Annotated in this window: 15 protein-coding genes; 6 read left to right on the top strand and 9 right to left on the bottom strand. The window is 62.2% G+C overall.

The window, feature by feature from the left end:
• Positions 1-864 (bottom strand): response regulator (locus VIZ63_RS17560; RefSeq protein ID WP_331610988.1); only part of this gene is annotated, 864 nt, incomplete at its 3' end.
• Positions 865-1133: 269 nt separating this feature from the next.
• On the opposite strand from VIZ63_RS17560, the gene VIZ63_RS17555 reads away from it, so the two are divergent.
• The 6 genes from VIZ63_RS17555 to VIZ63_RS17530 all read left to right on the top strand — a co-directional run bounded on the left by VIZ63_RS17555 (position 1134) and on the right by VIZ63_RS17530 (position 10450).
• Complete coding sequence (locus VIZ63_RS17555; RefSeq protein WP_331610987.1) at positions 1134-4016, top strand: hybrid sensor histidine kinase/response regulator; 2883 nt, start codon at positions 1134-1136, stop codon at positions 4014-4016.
• 130 nt (positions 4017-4146) lie between these two features.
• A complete protein-coding gene (locus VIZ63_RS25750; protein WP_331610986.1) occupies positions 4147-4482 on the top strand; it encodes a hypothetical protein in 336 nt (111 codons plus the stop codon).
• Positions 4430-5338: a c-type cytochrome gene (locus VIZ63_RS17545; RefSeq protein WP_331610985.1), complete on the top strand. Its 909-nt coding sequence runs from the start codon at positions 4430-4432 to the stop codon at positions 5336-5338. Before VIZ63_RS25750 ends, VIZ63_RS17545 begins: the two co-directional genes overlap by 53 nt.
• On the top strand, positions 5338-6492 hold the full coding sequence (locus VIZ63_RS17540) for a cytochrome-c peroxidase (protein ID WP_331610989.1): 1155 nt from the start codon (positions 5338-5340) through the stop codon (positions 6490-6492). Before VIZ63_RS17545 ends, VIZ63_RS17540 begins: the two co-directional genes overlap by 1 nt.
• Before the next feature lie 2 nt (positions 6493-6494).
• Positions 6495-8012, top strand: coding sequence for a parallel beta-helix domain-containing protein (locus tag VIZ63_RS17535; protein WP_331610984.1), 1518 nt, complete (start codon positions 6495-6497; stop codon positions 8010-8012).
• 23 nt (positions 8013-8035) lie between these two features.
• Positions 8036-10450 carry a TonB-dependent receptor gene (locus VIZ63_RS17530; RefSeq protein WP_331610983.1) on the top strand — a complete coding sequence of 805 codons (2415 nt, stop codon included), beginning with the start codon at positions 8036-8038 and terminating at the stop codon, positions 10448-10450.
• A gap of 66 nt (positions 10451-10516) precedes the next feature.
• On the opposite strand, the gene VIZ63_RS17525 is transcribed toward VIZ63_RS17530, so the two are convergent.
• The 8 genes from VIZ63_RS17525 to VIZ63_RS17490 form a co-directional block, all read right to left on the bottom strand.
• Positions 10517-11326: an aspartate dehydrogenase gene (locus tag VIZ63_RS17525; protein WP_331610982.1), complete on the bottom strand. Its 810-nt coding sequence runs from the start codon at positions 11324-11326 to the stop codon at positions 10517-10519.
• A gap of 7 nt (positions 11327-11333) precedes the next feature.
• Complete coding sequence (locus VIZ63_RS17520; protein ID WP_331610981.1) at positions 11334-12323, bottom strand: dihydrodipicolinate synthase family protein; 990 nt, start codon at positions 12321-12323, stop codon at positions 11334-11336.
• Complete coding sequence (locus VIZ63_RS17515) at positions 12320-13759, bottom strand: NAD-dependent succinate-semialdehyde dehydrogenase (protein ID WP_331610980.1); 1440 nt, start codon at positions 13757-13759, stop codon at positions 12320-12322. Before VIZ63_RS17515 ends, VIZ63_RS17520 begins: the two co-directional genes overlap by 4 nt.
• Before the next feature lie 236 nt (positions 13760-13995).
• Positions 13996-14934: a sulfotransferase gene (locus VIZ63_RS17510; protein WP_331610979.1), complete on the bottom strand. Its 939-nt coding sequence runs from the start codon at positions 14932-14934 to the stop codon at positions 13996-13998.
• 709 nt (positions 14935-15643) lie between these two features.
• Entirely contained in the window at positions 15644-15862 is a 219-nt protein-coding gene (gene tatA / locus VIZ63_RS17505; protein WP_331610978.1) for a twin-arginine translocase TatA/TatE family subunit, read from the bottom strand.
• Positions 15838-16098, bottom strand: a complete 261-nt coding sequence (locus VIZ63_RS17500; protein WP_331610977.1) for a hypothetical protein — start codon at positions 16096-16098, stop codon at positions 15838-15840. The genes tatA and VIZ63_RS17500 overlap by 25 nt, the downstream gene beginning before the upstream one ends.
• Positions 16095-16724: an isochorismatase family protein gene (locus VIZ63_RS17495; RefSeq protein ID WP_331610976.1), complete on the bottom strand. Its 630-nt coding sequence runs from the start codon at positions 16722-16724 to the stop codon at positions 16095-16097. Before VIZ63_RS17495 ends, VIZ63_RS17500 begins: the two co-directional genes overlap by 4 nt.
• A 6-nt stretch (positions 16725-16730) precedes the next feature.
• On the bottom strand, positions 16731-16944 hold a 214-nt coding region (locus VIZ63_RS17490), incomplete at its 5' end, for a CoA transferase (RefSeq protein ID WP_331610975.1).

Genomic DNA, 16944 nt, shown 5'->3' with positions numbered 1-16944 from the left:
CTGTTCCAGGTAATCCGTAACCACTTCGTGCGCCTTCGCAGTGAGCGACACGAAATCCCGGCGTGCATCATTCGGGTCGGGAACGCGGGCCATGTAGCCGCGCGTGGTCAGGTCGTTCACTCGACGCAGCAACGTGGTCGAGGAGACATTGGAATTTGAAATCATCAGGCCGGATACCGACAGGCGCTGATGCAGACGCTCGGCGCGTGCCAGGTCGAGCAGCAGATCCCAGGCCACGTCGTCCAGTTTATGTTCGGCATATTTCGAACGCAGCTGGCGGAGCATCTCGATGGCCTCGATGACCGATCCCGTCGAGGAAGCATTACTCTCGCGTCCTGGATTCGTCTGGGTCGGCGGCTGCCTGGTCGCCGGCGCTGTGGGCTCACCGCTTGCGGCGAGTCTGCGCAAGCGCTCGGTCAGCTCCTGCGATTGCTCGATCAGCCGCGCCATTTCCGGTGACAGCGCCGCATGATCCCTCTGGTCTTGCTTCGCCCGCGAGATCGCCCGTCGGACCGCGCTGAGCAGCTCCGGGGGACGCACCGGCTTTGTAAGGAAATCGCACACGCCGAGGCGCAGAGCATCCACCGCCGTCTGTATCGAGGGCTGCGCGGTCAGCAGCAGAACACGCGGCGCTGGTCTGTCCAGAACCAGCGCGTTGACCTGATCAACGAACTGGAATCCTGTAATTCCTGGCATATAGATGTCGCTGAGCACGACCGAGATCGCCTCATTGGCGATCACCATGGACATCGCCTGCTCGGCGCCGCACGCGGTATGACAGCGGTAACCCGCGCCTCCCAGCACGGCCTCGAGAATATTCAACGTCGCCGCATCATCGTCGAGCAGCAGCACTTCTTCATGCATGGCAGATCCCCTGTCCACAGCGGCCGCAACGTTGATTGAGCAGATGCAATACGCACGAACCGCAGGTAGTAATTTCCGTTCTCGTCACACGTGCATCTCCGGAATTGGCCTAGCGCGCGTCCGGGGTAACCCCGATTACTCCGGGATCGTGTAGCAAAGAATACTTGCACACATCATAGAGCACTTCGATAACGTAGTGCATATCGGTCTGCACCAGCGCACCCGGGAGCGAGCAGTTGTATCGCTCATCCTCACGGTAAACACATCTCATGATTCGCCAGCCCGCTCTGCGCATGCCCGCGTTGAGAACAATATTTCCAGGAGGACGCGCGCAGCAGCCGTCGCTGATCGCGATGCTGGCAGGCTCGCTGCTGGCGGTGCCGATCCTCATTCTCGACGTGACCTCCGCTCCTTCAACGCACTATCCGCCGCTGCCATACTCGTTGCTGGCCATCATGCTGCTGGGCTTGATCGCCGGCCGATGGATCGCACTGGGCGCGGTCGCGCTCACGTCGATCGACGCATTGATGTTCGGCGGATCCTGGATGGAGCCTGCACAGTTGCTCGCCGCGGTGATCGCCGCCGACCTGCTCCGACTCGGCTTGCGACCTGTCATCGTTACCGCGTTCCTGTTTCTGGCAATGCTGGGCGCGAACGCGCTCGCATCGGGCGCGCCTCCTCCCGACCTTGCTTCGATCACATCAGCCCTGATGCAGGTAAGCGCCGCCGTAGCCGCGGCGGCTCTGGCAATGCTCGCAATACCCCGACGCAGCGTCTATTTTCCCGCGCGCTGCCGGATCCAATGGGATCTCGTGTTGTTTACACTCGTGGTCGGCATGGCCAGCATCGCGGCCTACTCGCTCACCTCCACTGCCCCGCAGACCGCTCGTCTGTGCGGGCTCATGCTTCTGGCTCATCTCGTCGCCTTCGCGGTTGCGAGACGCTTTGCCGCGATCACGAGCGACGATGACGGAAAGCTCTGGGAGTGGCTGTTTGAGAAATCTCATCGGCGATCCCGCCCCCACAACCGCATGCCGCCAGACATTACCGCGCAGCTACTCAGCCTGGCCCGCGAAACGCGCCGCCTCAAGCGGCTCGCCGAACGCGAAGAGAGCGCAGCGATCGCCGCCCGACAGACATTGAAGGGTCAAGGCCGCGCGCTACACGATTACCGTCGCGCACTACGCGATACGAGACAGGTGCTCTCGCGCGTCTCAGCAGAGCATGAAACGCTCCAGGCGCGCTGGGGCGCGATGGTCGAGCAGTCCAGCGACGGCATCCTGGTCATCGACCGACGAGGAAACATCGAGTATGCGAACCTGGCTGTCGTGCGCCTGCTCGGCATCGAACCCTCACAGCTGGTGGGTACCTCGATCGACTCGCTGATACCGCCCGCCCGCATGATTTCGCACCCGCTGAATCTGCTCGACTACGACGGCGCACAGCGCGGGCAGGCCGTTCGAGCGCCAATTCGCTGCGCGGGCGGCAGGGAGCGTGAGCTGGCTATCCGCATCAACGAGTTCGTAGTGGGCGAAACCGTTGAGTACGGCATTCATCTGCGAACGGCGGACACCACGAAGCAGGCGCTGGCCGCTCTCAAACACGCTCGCTCGGCAGTAGACAGCGCGCGCCGCACGCGCAGCGCCTTCAATGCGGCCATGAGCCACGAGTTGCGCACGCCGCTGCATGGCCTGATCGCCACGCTCGATATGTTGCGCGATGAATCACTCTCACCCGCCGGTGCGCAACGCCTCGGAATCGCCAAGGCTTCAGCCCGCTCATTGCTGAAGATCGCCAATGACCTGCTGGATCTCAGCCGCATGGAGGGCGGCGAATTCTCGCTGGAACGGCGCAGCTTCTCGCTGACCCACCTGTTGCAGGAGGCAGTGGAGGAATCGCGCGCGCAAGCCAACGCGCGCGGACTGCAACTCGAAACGCACCTGACCGGACATATCCCGCCGGCGTTGATCGGTGACGGTCTGCGCATCCGTCAGATCGTGGTCAATCTGATCTCGAACGCGCTCAAGTTCACCTACCAGGGTGGGGTGCGCGTCGCAGCTCAGTTCGACGGTGCCAAGTGCACCGTCGACGTCATCGATTCTGGCGAAGGCGTCCCCGAGGACCAGGGCGACAGCATCTTCGAGCCGTTCGTGCAAGCGCATGCCTCTGCGAAACATCTCGGCGCCGGCCTCGGCTTATCCATCTGCCGTCGACTCAGCCTGGCCATGGGCGGCAGCCTGACACTGCTACAAAGCAGTTCGTTCGGCTCGACCTTCCGCCTGGTACTGCCGTTGGAGGTTTCAGATGAGCCTGCACCCGAGGAGGCCAGCCTGCGCATCTTCAACAACCCTCGCGGCCGCATCCTCGTGGTCGAGGACCATCCGGTCAATCAATACGTGGTCAAGAGCATGCTGGATGTACTGACATGTCCGGTCACTCTCGCCAGTAGCGGCGGCGAAGCGATCCAGTTGATCGAACAACAGGAATTCGACCTCGTCCTCATGGATTGCCAGATGATGGGCATGGATGGTTTCGAAACGACGCGGGAATTGCGCAAGCGGCTCAAAAAGCCCGTGCCCATCATCGCCATGACCGCCAATGCCATGCTGGAAGACCGCAAGCGTTGCCTGGCTTCCGGGATGGACGACTTCCTGCCCAAGCCGTTCGGGCGTGGCGCCCTCAACGAAATGCTGTGCAAATGGCTGGCGCCAAAGAACGACGGCGATGACGGTCGAAGCGCTACGACCGAGTCTCGGATCAAGGCGATCAAAGAGCTGCCGTCGATCGACACCGAGATCTTCGATGAGCTGTGGCGCAACCTGAAGTGGCAGCAGCAGCCGATGCGCCGCATCGGCGAAACCTTTGTCGCCTCGGTGCGCGAGACCGACGACATGTTCGATGAGCCTGGCGGGTCCACCTTCAAGCGCCAGATCCATACACTGCTGGGAACCTCCGGCATGATCGGCGCGCGGCAGGTCGAACGCATCGCCGCCGAACTGCAGACCGTAGTCAAGGCGCGTCGCTGGCAGGAAGTGGATGCAATGCGCGCTCCTCTGCAAGCAGCTGCCAGCGACCTCGAGCGGGAATTGGAGCAGCGGCTCCGCTCCCCGCCCGCCCTGATCGAGCTATCCATCGATAGCGGCGAGGCGTGAACTTCAGGGCTCCTTTCTCAATTGCCTTGCGGGGCAATTCCGGTGACTCCTGTCACCTCTCATTACGCCCTGCTGTCAAGGAAGGTGCATTGCCGCCTCGCGAATCTGCGCGACCACGTGCAGTACCCGCGTGGGTGCGCGTGCGTTGAAAATTGGCCACCGCTTTGCGGTGATGGTGACGACTTCAATCGAAAATCTTTCCCGGGTTCAACAATCCGGATGGGTCCAGGGCACGCTTGATGGTGCGCGTCACATTCACCGCCGGGCTGCCGAGCTCATGTTCGAGGAGCACCTTTTTTCCGACGCCGATGCCATGTTCGCCCGTGCACGTGCCATCCATGTCGATTGCTCGCCGCGCGAGCCGCTCATGAAGCCGTTCGACCTGCGCCACTTCAACTGTGTCGTGCGGATCGATGCAACGGCAGGTTTGCGATCAGCGGTATACAAAGGGACGGTCCGGAAATAATTGTCCGACCATTTCCGCTCTCGCATTCTGTCAGTTGAGAGCAACATCATCTGCGCCCTGCTTGCAGTCCACTGCTGAGTTGGGTTATCAACACGACGCGGCGACAATCAACACAGCACGTCGCTCTCGCCTGATGCTCTCAAGCCAATCCAGATCGATAGACAGGGTCGGTGCGTCGGCAGTTGCGCGATTACCAAAAAATCGCGCGGCTCCGCCCGGCCTTCGTAACTGGCAAATCGCGCTCACGCCGGCGATCGGCGCTCTATTTCTGGCCTGCAGCGCAGCCTCATCCGCTGCCGATGGCGAGAAGCTGTTTGTGCCGTGCGTCACGTGTCACCGCAACAAGGGCGAGGGTGACCCGACGCTCAATGCGCCCGCCATTGCCGGCCAGGATGCGGCGTACCTCGAGCGTCAGTTGCGCAACTTTCGCAGCAACCGTCGCGGGACGCACAAATCGGACGCGATTGGAGCGCAGATGCGAGCCGTGGCGACAACGCTGGCCGATGACGCAGCCATCACCGCAGTCGCCGCCTATATCTCCACGCTTCCGAAGACCGTCATTGCTGCACCTGCAAAAGGCGACCTGCGCAATGGCAACAACCTCTACCACGGCACGTGCGGCGCATGTCACGGCGGTGCGGCTGAGGGCAATGCGGCACTGCAGGCACCGCGGCTCGCTGGCCTCGACGCCACGTATATCAAGCGGCAGTTTGCGAACTTTCGCGACGCAATACGCGGTACGGATCCGCAGGATATTCCCGGACGACAGATGGCCATGATGGCCAGGACCCTGCCCATCGACCGCGACCTCGACGATGTCATCGCTTTCATTCACCAGCAGGGACGACCGAAGTGATGCGTGCGCTGGTGTTGGTGGTGACGGCGATCACGACTGCGGGCGCAACCGGACAGGCGCCCATCGCCTTCACTCTCAACCCCTCCTGCCCGCCGGGGTTCGAGAAGACCAACGCTGGTGTGTGCGAGTTGCGCACGCTCTATCAGTTCTACGATTCGCTGAAGAATCGCGGTCTCGGCGGTACACGCACTGCCCTGCCACCCCACCGCGATGGATTCACGCCGCAACAGATCGACCTCGGCCGCTACCTGTTCTTCGATCCGGTGCTGTCGGACGATGGCACGTTGTCCTGTGCGAGCTGCCATGACCCCGCCCGCGGCCTGTCCGATGGACGCCCTCGATCGATCGGCATTCACGGTGAGGACGCGGGACGCGCCGCACCAACGCTGTGGAACGTGGGCTTCCTGAAGCGGTTCTTCTGGGATGCGCGCGCGGACTCTCTCGAAGCGCAGGCCGCCGGTCCACTCTACTCACCCAGAGAAATGGGCAATGCCCCTGCGCGGCTGCTCGCGAGCCTGAATGGCAACGCGACCTATCGTCGTCTGTTCGAGGAAGCTTTCGCGAGCGGTTCCAGCCCGATCACGGAAACGCAGGTGTATACAGCGCTCGCCGCTTTCGAAACCTCGCTGATCTCCCTCAACAGCCGCTACGACCGTTACGTCCATGGCTATGACGCCGCGCTTTCCCAGCGAGAGATCGAGGGTCTGAACGTATTCCGCTCGTTCGTCGCGCGCTGTTCCGAGTGCCACACGCCGCCGTTGTTCACGAACGAGCAGATCGCCGTCATCGGCATGCCGGAGCCTGCAGGTCGATCGTTCGACGTCGGCGTCGAAGCCATCCTGAACAACCCGAAGCTCAAGGGCGGATTCAAGGTCCCCACGCTTCGCAACATCACGCGCAGCGCGCCCTACTCCCACTCCGGCGCATTCACCGACCTGCGCAGCGCGGTCGAGTTCTACAACAAGGGACGCGGCAACGCGGTGCCCAAGGACATGCACCTCTACCTGCACTGGCACATCTCGGATCCGAAGCTCACGGATGCCGAAGTCGATCGGATCGTGGATTTTCTGGGCGCCTTGACGGACGAGACCTTCCTGCCGCAGACGCCGGCGCGGGTCCCCTCCGGGCTGGCTCCAACCAAGCGAGGAGATTGAAGATGAAGAAAGGCCTCATCCTGGGATTGCTGGTGGCCGCACTGGCGTTCGGCGTGGGCATGTACATCGGTCGCGACAGCAAACAGGACCTGACGATCAGTTCGTCCACGGCGGGAGCCAGCTATAGCGGCGGCTTCAAGGCCGAAGCCGCCGCGAACACTTCAGGCGCAATCAGATCAGTGGCGGGTCCAGCGCCAACGAACGTCGTCGTCGTCAAGGACGGCGAGTCGATCCAGGCAGCAATCAAGGCTGCACCGAAGGGAACCATCGTCCGCGTGATGCCAGGGACGTATCACGAGACCGTGTACGTGGACAAAGACGACATCCGCATCATCGGTGTCATCGAAGCAGGCCGCCGCGCGGTGCTCGACGGGCAGAAGAAACTCAACGACGCGATCCTCTACTCGGGCAACAACTTCGTCGCCGAGAACCTCGAGATCCGCAACTACAAGGGCAACGGGATCATGGGGCAGGCCGGCAACAACTTCGAGATCCGCAACAACGTGATTGCGGACGCGGGCGTGTACGGCGTGTTCCCGCAGCTCGGTCAGAACGGCATCGTGGAGCACAACGTCGTGTCGGGAATCGCCGATGCCGCGATCTACATCGGCATGAGCGACAACATCCTGGTCGCGCACAACGACGTGTTCGACAGCGTCGCCGGTATCGAGATCGAAAACAGCCGTCATGCCATCGTCGAGCACAACTACGTGCACAACAACTCCGGCGGCCTGCTCGCATTCGTCACGCCGGGACTACCGATCAAGGACACGGTCGATGTGATCTTCCGCAACAACTTCGTTGTGGGAAACAACCACCCGAACTTCGGCGCGCCGGGCTCGACCGTGGCCGGGATCCCTGCGGGCACCGGCATCCTGGTGATGGCGGCCGACGATGTGGTCATCGAAGGCAACATCATCTCCGACAACAAGGTGTCCGGCATCATCATCACGGATCATGCCCATGCATCAAACATCACAGCCGATCCGGAGTCGGATCCGAACTCGGATCGCGTGAAGATCCTCGATAACGTGATGCTCCGGAACGGCTACGACACGATCACCGAGGCCAAGGCACTGATGCTCGCGGAGGGCATGGTGGGCGGCAAGAATCTCGACATCGTGCGGGTGGGCCCAAGCCCAGGCAGCTGCATCATCAATCGCCACCAGTACGTGACGGTCGGCGTTGGCGACTTCGTCGAGTGCGACTTCACCAACACCGCGGCCACCGTGAACTACCTGCTGCCGCCCGTGCCACCGCGCGAGATCAAGCCGGGCGAACGCGGCAAGGTGGTGTACCTCGGCATCTGCACCGGCTGCCACACCTACAGCGGCCGCATGATCGGCCCGCCGGTGCAGGTCATCCAGGCGCTGTACATGGAGAACCCGCAAGGCCTCGCCGACTACATCGCGAAGCCCACGAAGAAGCGCGGTGACTATCCCGAAATGCCGCCGCAGGATTATCTCGATGCCGAGACGCGCCTGGCAGTGGCGAAGTACATGCTGGAAGTAACCAATTGACCTGGCAGACGGAGAAACGACTCATGAGCATTCGCAGGAACAGGGTGGCGTACGCGGTGGTCACGGCGCTGACCGGTGCGGGATTCGCGGCCGCAACTCCCGGAATTGCAGTGGCGCAGGAAGCCACCGCCGAGCGCATCGAGGAAGTTCTGGTGACCGCGCAGCGCCGTACGCAATCACTGCAGGACGTGCCGATAGCGATACAGGTGGTGGACGGCACGCTCATCAAGGACGTCGCCGCAGAGAATCTCGGCGATCTGAATGGTTTCGTGCCCGGGCTCGTCATTTCGGATGGCAGCCCGACGCAGCCGCGTTATGCCATCCGCGGCATCCAGACCGGTGATTTCGGTGTCGGCACCGATCCCGCAGTCGGCGTGTACGTCGACGGCATCTATGCGGCGCGCTCCGGCGCATCGCTGCTCGCGTTCAACGACGTCGAGCGCATCGAAGTGCTGAAAGGACCGCAGGGCACGCTGTTCGGACGCAACAGTGCCGCCGGCGCAATCTCGATCGTCACCCACCAGCCTGACGATGAGTTCCACTCGTTGCTGCGGGTGCGCTTTGGCGAGTATGGCAAGCAGTACTACGAAGGCATGTTGAACACGCCGATCGGCGACAGCCTCGCGCTGCGGATCAACGGCGTTTACAACAAGAGCGACGGCTGGCTCGATGACACGGCGACGGGCCAGAATCTCATGCCCGAAAAGAACTGGGCCGGGCGCGTCGCGCTGCGCTGGGAACTATCCGATGAAACGAGCGCAACGCTTTCCTGGGATCACGACGACCTGGATCAGCTGGCGCGACCTGCGATAGGCATCATTCCCGTGGCGACCGGTCAGACACAGATCCCCTACCCCGCTGACCCGGCCACATTCATCGATCCTCGCAAGGCGCCGGTCTACAACGATGTCGTCGGCAATGAGGAATCGCGTCAGCTTGACCAGGTGAATCTGTTCATCGACCACACGTTCGGCTCGGTGGACTTCCGCTCCAGCACCTCGTGGCGCCAGTTCAATACCGTCAACCGCGAGGACGAGGACGGCACGAACCTGATCGCCACGTACTTCGACACGGCAAACATCGAGGACAACCGCAGCTTCTACCAGGAGTTCAAGTTCTCCGGCAGAACTGACCGGATCGACTGGGTCGGCGGCGTGAGCTATTACAAGGAGAAGGCCGACCAGATCAGCGACACTCACACATTCACTGACGGCATCGACACGCTGGGTACGAACCTCGGCATCTGGGATCGGCTGGGCATCCCGTTCCCGCTGTACGCAGGCACGAGCGCTTTCCTCGAACCGTTCGCCGTCTCCCTGCTCGGACTGCCGTGGCGCGAGGCCATGGTCAACCGTGGAGACTTCGAGGCGTACGCAGCTTTCGGCGACGTGATCTGGCACGTGAACGATCGGACCAATCTCACCTTTGGCCTGCGCTACACACACGACACCAAGAAGTTCACCTGGATCAACGGCGCGCACGAGACGCCGGAACTCGACCAACTGGTCGCGGGGCTCGAACAGGCCGGATTCTTCGAGGAGTTCCCCATCCCGGTTGAGGCGTATCGCTTCTCCGACATCGTGTTCACGGCAGACACACCCGCGGGCGGCCTGACGGACAAAGACTCCTGGGACGACGTGAGCCCGCGTCTCGTGCTCGACTACAAGATCAACCCCAACGTCATGGTGTTCGGCTCGCTCGCCAAGGGTTACAAGGCAGGCGGTTACAACAGCGTCGAGGTCGCATCGCAGTTCGAGAACGAGGACGTCTGGAACGTCGAGACGGGCATCAAGAGCGTAATACCGGACGCGGGTGTGGTACTGAACGCCTCCGTGTACTACTACATCTACGACAACAAGCAGGCGATCACGCTCGACGACGCCTCCGGCGATATCCCGCGGTACCTGATCGATACGAGCGACGAAGAAGCGTGGGGCATCGACGTCGACGCGCAATGGCGACCGGTCGACCAGTTCACGCTCTACGCCAACGTTGCCTACATCGACGCGAAGTACAAGGACAAGACGACGCTGGGCGACGATCCGCTCGACCTGTCCGGCGAGCCGACCGGCGAGCCGTACCTCAGCGCTGCGCTCGGTGCGAGTTACGAATGGGCACTCGGCGGTGCGGGCGGCCTGCAGCTGTCCGGCCGGTACGCGTATCGCGGCAAGTCGCGTTGCAATGCCGACTCCGAGCGACAGGGAGACTGCGCGCTGCAGTCGGTCTTCGAGGTCGGCGAGGACACGCAGCGCCTCGACATGCGACTCGCGTGGACCAGCATGAACGACGCGTTCGGTCTCGCGGCTTACGTGACGAACGTGCTGGACGATCAGTACGTCACGGGTATCAACAACCTCACGACCAACACGTTCGGCACGCCGTTCGCATCGATCTCCGAGCCACGGATGTGGGGCGTGGAGGCGACCGTCTCGTTCTGACGAACGTCACACCCGGTGCGCGCCCGCAGTCAACGGGCGCGCACCGCCAGAGCAGTCGTCTACGCATCAGCACACCAGTGCCTTCGCGCGATTCTCGACGATTCTGACCAGGCTGAGGGCAGCCATCTCCGACGACTTCGGATTGGCGGCGAGCGGCCGATTCTCGATACGAATCTCGAGCCTGCCAAACGCGCCGGCCACGCTGAGCATGTGCACGTTGTCCCGGACATCGGGATCGGCAGCAAGCTCGACGCGCGTTCTGTCGAGCCCGATGCCTGCCAGAGCGGCGATCACCGTGACGTTCGCATTCTTGGGAAAGAGCGTCGCCGCTTCCCTGGCGGTTCCCGAGTAAAAGGTGACGGCATGGGTCAGACGATCAAGGGCGATCAGCGATTCCGCAGCCGTCCCGCGCCACGCAGCCGGTGGCTTTACGATGCGATGAACGACGCTGTCGAGCGGTAGCGCCGATGCGGCGGAGAGCGCGTCGATGCCAGCCAGGGCTCCGGGAGGCACGATAAGCTGGCTGCCGTGCGCCTCGGCCACGCGTACCAGCCTGTCGAGCAGACTGGTGTCACAGAAGGCGCTCGTGGAAGTCACCACGAGAGCGCTCGCAGTGCGTAGCGCCGACTCGCCCCAGATGTCGACGGCCTCACGACTCGCCGCCTCCACCACCAGGTCGAGATCGAATGCGGCAAGTTCTTCGGGTGTCGTGACGATGCGTGCATTCGCGGGTGCCGATGCAACTGAGGCAGTATCACGCTTCCCGATCGCCACGATCGAAACAGCATCCGACGAACGCAGCGACAGCAGCTCTGCGACACGCCGGTTGATCGCACCCCAGCCGATCAATGCGATGCGAAGCGGTTTTCTGCGCATGTGTTCTTCAGGCCCGTTGACCCGCAGTCGTATCGGACACGCGCAGTTTCAAGCCGCACGTTGCAAACGCCTCGCGCGTCGCGCGCTTCTCCGCTTCAGTCAGCTCCAGAAGTGGCGCCCGCACCTTCCCGCCGACCTGACCCAAAAGCTCCTGCCAATACTTCTGATGTGCATGAGGTTTCTCGGCCGGACGCGTCAGGCGCAGTGCCTCACGCACCGGATTCAGACTGTCCCGAACGATACGCGCCGCGTCAGCCCGACCGCTGAAAGCGAGATCAGTGTATTCCCGCATCCTGCGATCGACCGCGGTCTGCAGCAGGTACGGTGGCGATGAACATAGATAGACCTGCCAGTCGAGCTCCAGGATGTTGTCGAGCCACTCTTCTTCCGAGGATGTGCTGACGATGAGCCGATCGCTCGCCAGTCGCGTCAGCTCGGCGTACATGAACCGCGGCACGCTGTACTTGATGGCGACTACATTCTCGATATCCGCCAGTCGATTGCAGAGTTGCGGCGAGAGCAGATAGCCACTGTCCGGATGGCTCCACAGCGCGATTCCGATGTCCACGGCATTTGCGACGGCCCTGTAGTAGGCGAAGACCGTTTCATCCTGTGCCGTGTGGAAGTGCAGTATCGGCGCGTGCACGACGATGAAGTCCGCACCGATCGCTTGCGCATGTCGCGCGAGGTCGATGACCACGTCCAGGTTCTGATCCGAACACGACATGATCGTGTGATGGCCGCTGGGTGTGGTTTCGACCGCCAGCTCGAACGTGCGTTTGCGTTCCTTCACCGACATGGAGAAGAACTCGCCCTGCTTGCCGGCGATGAACAGCCCGTCGATTCCCAGGTCGTTGGTCCAATGACGGATGTTTTTGCGAAAGCCAGCCTCGTCCAGACTGAGATCCTCGCTGAATGGCGTGAGCGCTGCCGCCCAGATTCCCTTCAGATGAGTTCGCGCATAGGCCTTCGCGTCCTTCCTCGTATATTTACTCATCGCTGGATCGTCATGCTGTGCGAAATATTCTTGACGACAGTGTAGTTGAGCAACCCTTCGGTCCCGCCCTCCCTGCCGTAGCCACTCTCCTTCATGCCGCCGAAAGGCGTTTCCGCGACGGACGCCTCCAGCGTGTTGATGGAGACATTGCCGGCTTCGATCCCCTCGGCCAGTTGATCGGCTCTGGCGGCCGAGTGAGTAAAGGCGTACGCCGCCAGACCGAAAGGCAATCCATTCGCTTTCTGAATCGCCTCGTCGATCGAGGACACCGGGTTGATCACCGCCAGCGGTCCAAACGGTTCCTCGCGCATCACGCGCGCCGGATCCGGTACGTCTGCAAGGACCGTGACGGGAAAAAAGTATCCAGGTCGATCGAGCCGCCTGCCGCCGGTCAATACACGCGCCCCGCGCTGCGCGGCGTCGCTGATCAGTGCCTCCATCGCCGTGATGCGACGGTCATTGGCCAGCGGCCCCATCTCGGTCGCGGACTCGAAGCCATCTCCAACGATCACAGAGCGAGCCCTGTCGACAAAGGCGTCGACGAACGCCGCGTAGATGCCGTCCTGGACAAAGAAACGCGTCGGTGAAGTGCAGACCTGACCCGCATTGCGCGCCTTTCGTGCGGCCGACGCCGCGGCCGCGGCGGCGGGATCGACGTCATCGCAGACGATCACCGGCGCATGTCCGCCGAGTTCCATGAGGACCGGCTTCATGTAGTCAGCCGCAAGTCTGGTGAGGCGTTTTCCGACAGACGTGGACCCCGTGAACGCAACGAGCCGGACAGGAGGCTGCGGAATCAGATACTCGGATATCTCCGAAGGAACACCGAAGATGAGATTCATCACACCTGGGGGCAAACCGGCATCGTGAAGTGCGCGAGCAATGTGCATCGCACCAGCGGGCGTTTCCTCAGACGCCTTCATGATGATCGAACAGCCTGCTGCGAGTGCACCCGCAATTTTTCGTGCCGGCTGACTCAAAGGAAAATTCCAGGGCGAGAAAGCGGCCACCATGCCGATGGGCTGGTGATGAACGATGTACTTGATGCCCGGTTCGCTGGGAATCACGCGTCCATAGATCCGCTGGCCTTCTGCGGCATCCCATTCGAAGAACTCGCAACCGCGGATGACTTCCAGGCGCGCCTGCGGGAACGGCTTGCCATGTTCGAGCGTGATGGCTCGAGCGATCTCATCGACACGCTCGCGCATCAGTGCGGCGGCCCTGAGCAGGATCTCCGCACGCTTCCTTGGCGAGAACCGCATCCATACTTTGAATCCGCCCTGTGCTGCGTCGAGGGCGTCGTCCATGTCCAGGCGCGTCGCAACAGGGACTTGACCGATGACAGCCTCGGACGCTGGATTCACAACAGGTTGCGAGGCGCTCGTTCTCTTCCAGGCGCCACCGATATACAGCTGAAGATCAGGATAGTCCGTCACGGATGATCCCCCGATCGAGTGTTGGAAGGGATCCCGCACCTTGCAGTCGCAGCACGAAGTCAGCTTGCGATTGCTGCGCGATCCTGTGTCGCCAAAGTGTAGCGACATTCGTCGTCCGGCACAGTTGTATACCGGGCAGCCGCTTTTCACCGGCTGCCGACTGCTAGCGAGGCGACCGCAACTCGGCGGTTACCACCCAGCTTCGCTTATCGCCGGATCCGATGAGAAGCAGAGAGCTATCGGGTCGCAGCTTTCGGATAGTAGAGATCGTAGTACCACGCACAGGCCTTCTCGATATGAGCCTGGATGCGAGGCGGGATGAGGTGCAGTGCAGGTGTTTCGATTCGTTCGGCCTGGCGATGCAGGTACTTCATCCTGTAGTGGCTATCGCTTTCCCCCCTGCCCGTCGCGAGCCGCTGCGAATCGATCTCGAACGGCGCCAGGCCCAGCCAGGCATACAGGTGCGACATGCACGCTGCGGGTCGCGCCATCAGATCCTCGAATCTCAGGAAATAGAGCCGCTGCTGGACAGCCACTGGCAGGTCTTGCACTGCATTGAGAGACAGTAGCGGTGAGCCGATCGCTTTGTCCTTGGCAAACAACATGTCAGCGCGTCCAAAACGGTCGAAGTCGGCCAACTGGTCGATGAAGTCGATCATGAGCGTGCGCTGATGTTGCGCTTCGATCGAACCGTAGACCTGCCCGAGTTCGCGGATGCAGACCACCAGCTTCGCTTCGGGGGCGAGTTGCAGCAGCAGTTCGATCGTGTGCAGCCACGCACGATTCTTATCGACCACGACCTTCTTTTCGTTGTCGTGGTGCCAGCTGCGCAGGAAGCCTTGCATGGCTGAGACGAGATGGCCGTAGCTGCTGGCGAAGCCATTGTCGAGCTGCGACAGGAAGAACTGATCGCTGCTCACCATGCGTCGTATACCCAGCAACGCGTTGCACAGCGGCGAGCTTTGCCCATCGCAATGCACGTCGGGATGCTGCGCCAGCAGCTGGCACAGCAGTGTCGAACCCGAGCGCGGCAATCCGGTCACGCCTACAAAATCTGGAGTCATCGCATTCGATTCCTGGAAGCCATCCCGCATGATCGCACTTGCCGCGACCGGTCGCGCACGCTTCTTCCTGTCGTCCTCGTCTGCCGCGCCTGGCGACTGCACGACCGGCATGGCGCCTTCTGACGTAATGACAGTGAGGTTCAGTCAGCAAGATCGTAGGTCATCCTTGAGCCGGTCGAGGACGAGCCGACCGATGACACGATCAGTGGCGCCGTGATGCGGACTGTCGATGCAACGCTTGAGTTGGACACGGCATTGCCGACAGCGCCGCTATAGGCGACTGGTGAAGCCGTCCCATCCGATGGAATTTCAGGCTGGATCGTGCGGTGATATTCGCCGCGAGACCAACGGGTTGAGTCAGTACGTAGTTGCGCTCATAACATGGCCGAGCCCGCAGCAGTGAGTCCACCATCGTAAGCTCTGGTGACATCACTGGTGGTAAGCGTGAGGTCGGCACTGGTGATACTCACCGAGCTGCCCGCCGTACTCAGTGCGTAGTTGCTGGCGGGCCCACCATTGCCGCTGGTGCCACGACAAGACCGGTGACGCTGGCCAGCGGAGCTCCTGCGTGGACATTCCTGCTCGCGAGGTTGCTGCTGTCGCCGGCACCGGTGAAGGCATGACCTGTCAGGCCGGTGGCCGTCGACACGTCGCTGTCTCAGAACAGATTGCGCCGGGGACGGACGGCGATAGTGGCGGACCTGCGCTGACGGCAGGCGGGCTGGCCGCAAGTAGCGGCGACAGCTCTTTGAGTGGAGACGCTATGCGGCGTCACACCAGATACTGGCCAGCGCGTGCGACTGGCCAGATGTAGTCGATCCTACGCGGACTTCTGCTTCTGCCTGGCGTCCGCTGCCTGCTTGCCTGCGTCTGCCGCAAGCCGCGCATCGTCGGCCTCATCTTCGTCGCTGGCGACGGCCTGTCGGAAGCCGCGCATCGCGCCGCCCAGGTCCGAGCCGATGTTGCGCAATCGCTTGGCGCCGAACAGCACCAGGGCGATCAGCAGGATGATAATCAGTTCTCGGAAGCCGATTCCCATGACATCTCCTCGCTTGCGTAGTTCATCGTTACTGCATCGCCACCCGCATCACGCTTGCGCAGTGAGATGCCATGCAATCCAGCTTTGTTCCTGACCGCCGATGGTGTTCTGCCCAGGTGGGCCGCAATGACTTCAGTGGCGGCGCCGGCTTCGGCCAGTTCCCGCAGCTTCCGCACGGATTCACTGGACCACACATTGTCGGGCGCCCGTCGACGCAAACGCTGGGGTGAGCTCATGGCTTCTTTTCCAGGTAGTCGAGGACGTGCTGCAACGACAGCACTTCCGCGTACTTCGCCTGCAGATCGAACAGATTGGCGTCATGAACTGCCGCCGTGCGATCGCCGACCGCGTCGCGGACCACCAAGGGAATGAAGCCATGCTGACAGGCGTCGACCGTGGTGGCGCGCACGCAGCCGCTGGTCGACACGCCCGCAATCAGCAAGGTATCGACCCGCAACGCAGTCAAGGTCGAGGCGAGCGAGGTGCCGAAGAAGGCGCTCGCGTACTGCTTGGTGATCAGCGTTTCACCCTCCGCGGGCTCCAGGCCCGGCCCGAAGGCCGCGAGATCCGGATGCCTGCCCTGCTCGAAGCAGGCCAGCGCCGGCAGCTTGCGAAAGAACACGCCGCCGTCGCGGCCACCCGGCTGATAGCCGACGTTGGTATGGATGATGGGGATGTGCGCCTTGCGTGCCGCCTGCAGCAGCTCGACGCAGGCCTGATGGGCCGACTCCACGCCTGCATATAGCGGTGAGCCCGGCGTCAGATACGCGCGCACGAAATCGATGACCAGCAATGCAGGCCGCGTACCTGGACGCAGCCTGCCGTCGAAGCCTGCGTCCGTTGTGGTGTGCTGCTCAGTCATACGCGGTCAGATGACTTTCTGCGCTTGCAACTGCGCGAAGCGTTCGGCGGTCATTCCCAGCAACTGCTTGAACACTTCCTCGTTGTGTTCGCCCAGCTGCGGGCTCGGCGAGCGGATGCCGCCCGGCGTTTCCGACAGCTTCGGCGCCACGTTCTGCATCTTCAACGTGCCAAAATCCGGATGCTCGACATCGCGGATGGCTTCGCGCGCCTGGAAATGC

Source organism: Povalibacter sp. (genome assembly GCF_036520495.1).
Taxonomy (GTDB): Bacteria; Pseudomonadota; Gammaproteobacteria; order Steroidobacterales; family Steroidobacteraceae; genus Steroidobacter.
This window is presented reverse-complemented; position numbering and strand designations above follow the sequence as displayed.

Bases quoted from the DNA above. Each gene is read 5' to 3' on its own strand.
- VIZ63_RS17545 (WP_331610985.1), top strand. From the start codon at position 4,430: ATGCAACGGCAGGTTTGCGATCAGCGGTATACAAAGGGACGGTCCGGA.
- VIZ63_RS17535 (WP_331610984.1), top strand. From the start codon at position 6,495: ATGAAGAAAGGCCTCATCCTGGGATTGCTGGTGGCCGCACTGGCGTTC.
- VIZ63_RS17530 (WP_331610983.1), top strand. From the start codon at position 8,036: ATGAGCATTCGCAGGAACAGGGTGGCGTACGCGGTGGTCACGGCGCTG.
- VIZ63_RS17540 (WP_331610989.1), top strand. From the start codon at position 5,338: ATGCGTGCGCTGGTGTTGGTGGTGACGGCGATCACGACTGCGGGCGCA.
- VIZ63_RS17510 (WP_331610979.1), bottom strand. From the start codon at position 14,934: ATGCCGGTCGTGCAGTCGCCAGGCGCGGCAGACGAGGACGACAGGAAG.
- VIZ63_RS17495 (WP_331610976.1), bottom strand. From the start codon at position 16,724: ATGACTGAGCAGCACACCACAACGGACGCAGGCTTCGACGGCAGGCTG.
- VIZ63_RS17500 (WP_331610977.1), bottom strand. From the start codon at position 16,098: ATGAGCTCACCCCAGCGTTTGCGTCGACGGGCGCCCGACAATGTGTGG.
- VIZ63_RS17520 (WP_331610981.1), bottom strand. From the start codon at position 12,323: ATGAGTAAATATACGAGGAAGGACGCGAAGGCCTATGCGCGAACTCAT.
- VIZ63_RS17525 (WP_331610982.1), bottom strand. From the start codon at position 11,326: ATGCGCAGAAAACCGCTTCGCATCGCATTGATCGGCTGGGGTGCGATC.
- VIZ63_RS17555 (WP_331610987.1), top strand. From the start codon at position 1,134: ATGATTCGCCAGCCCGCTCTGCGCATGCCCGCGTTGAGAACAATATTT.
- tatA (WP_331610978.1), bottom strand. From the start codon at position 15,862: ATGGGAATCGGCTTCCGAGAACTGATTATCATCCTGCTGATCGCCCTG.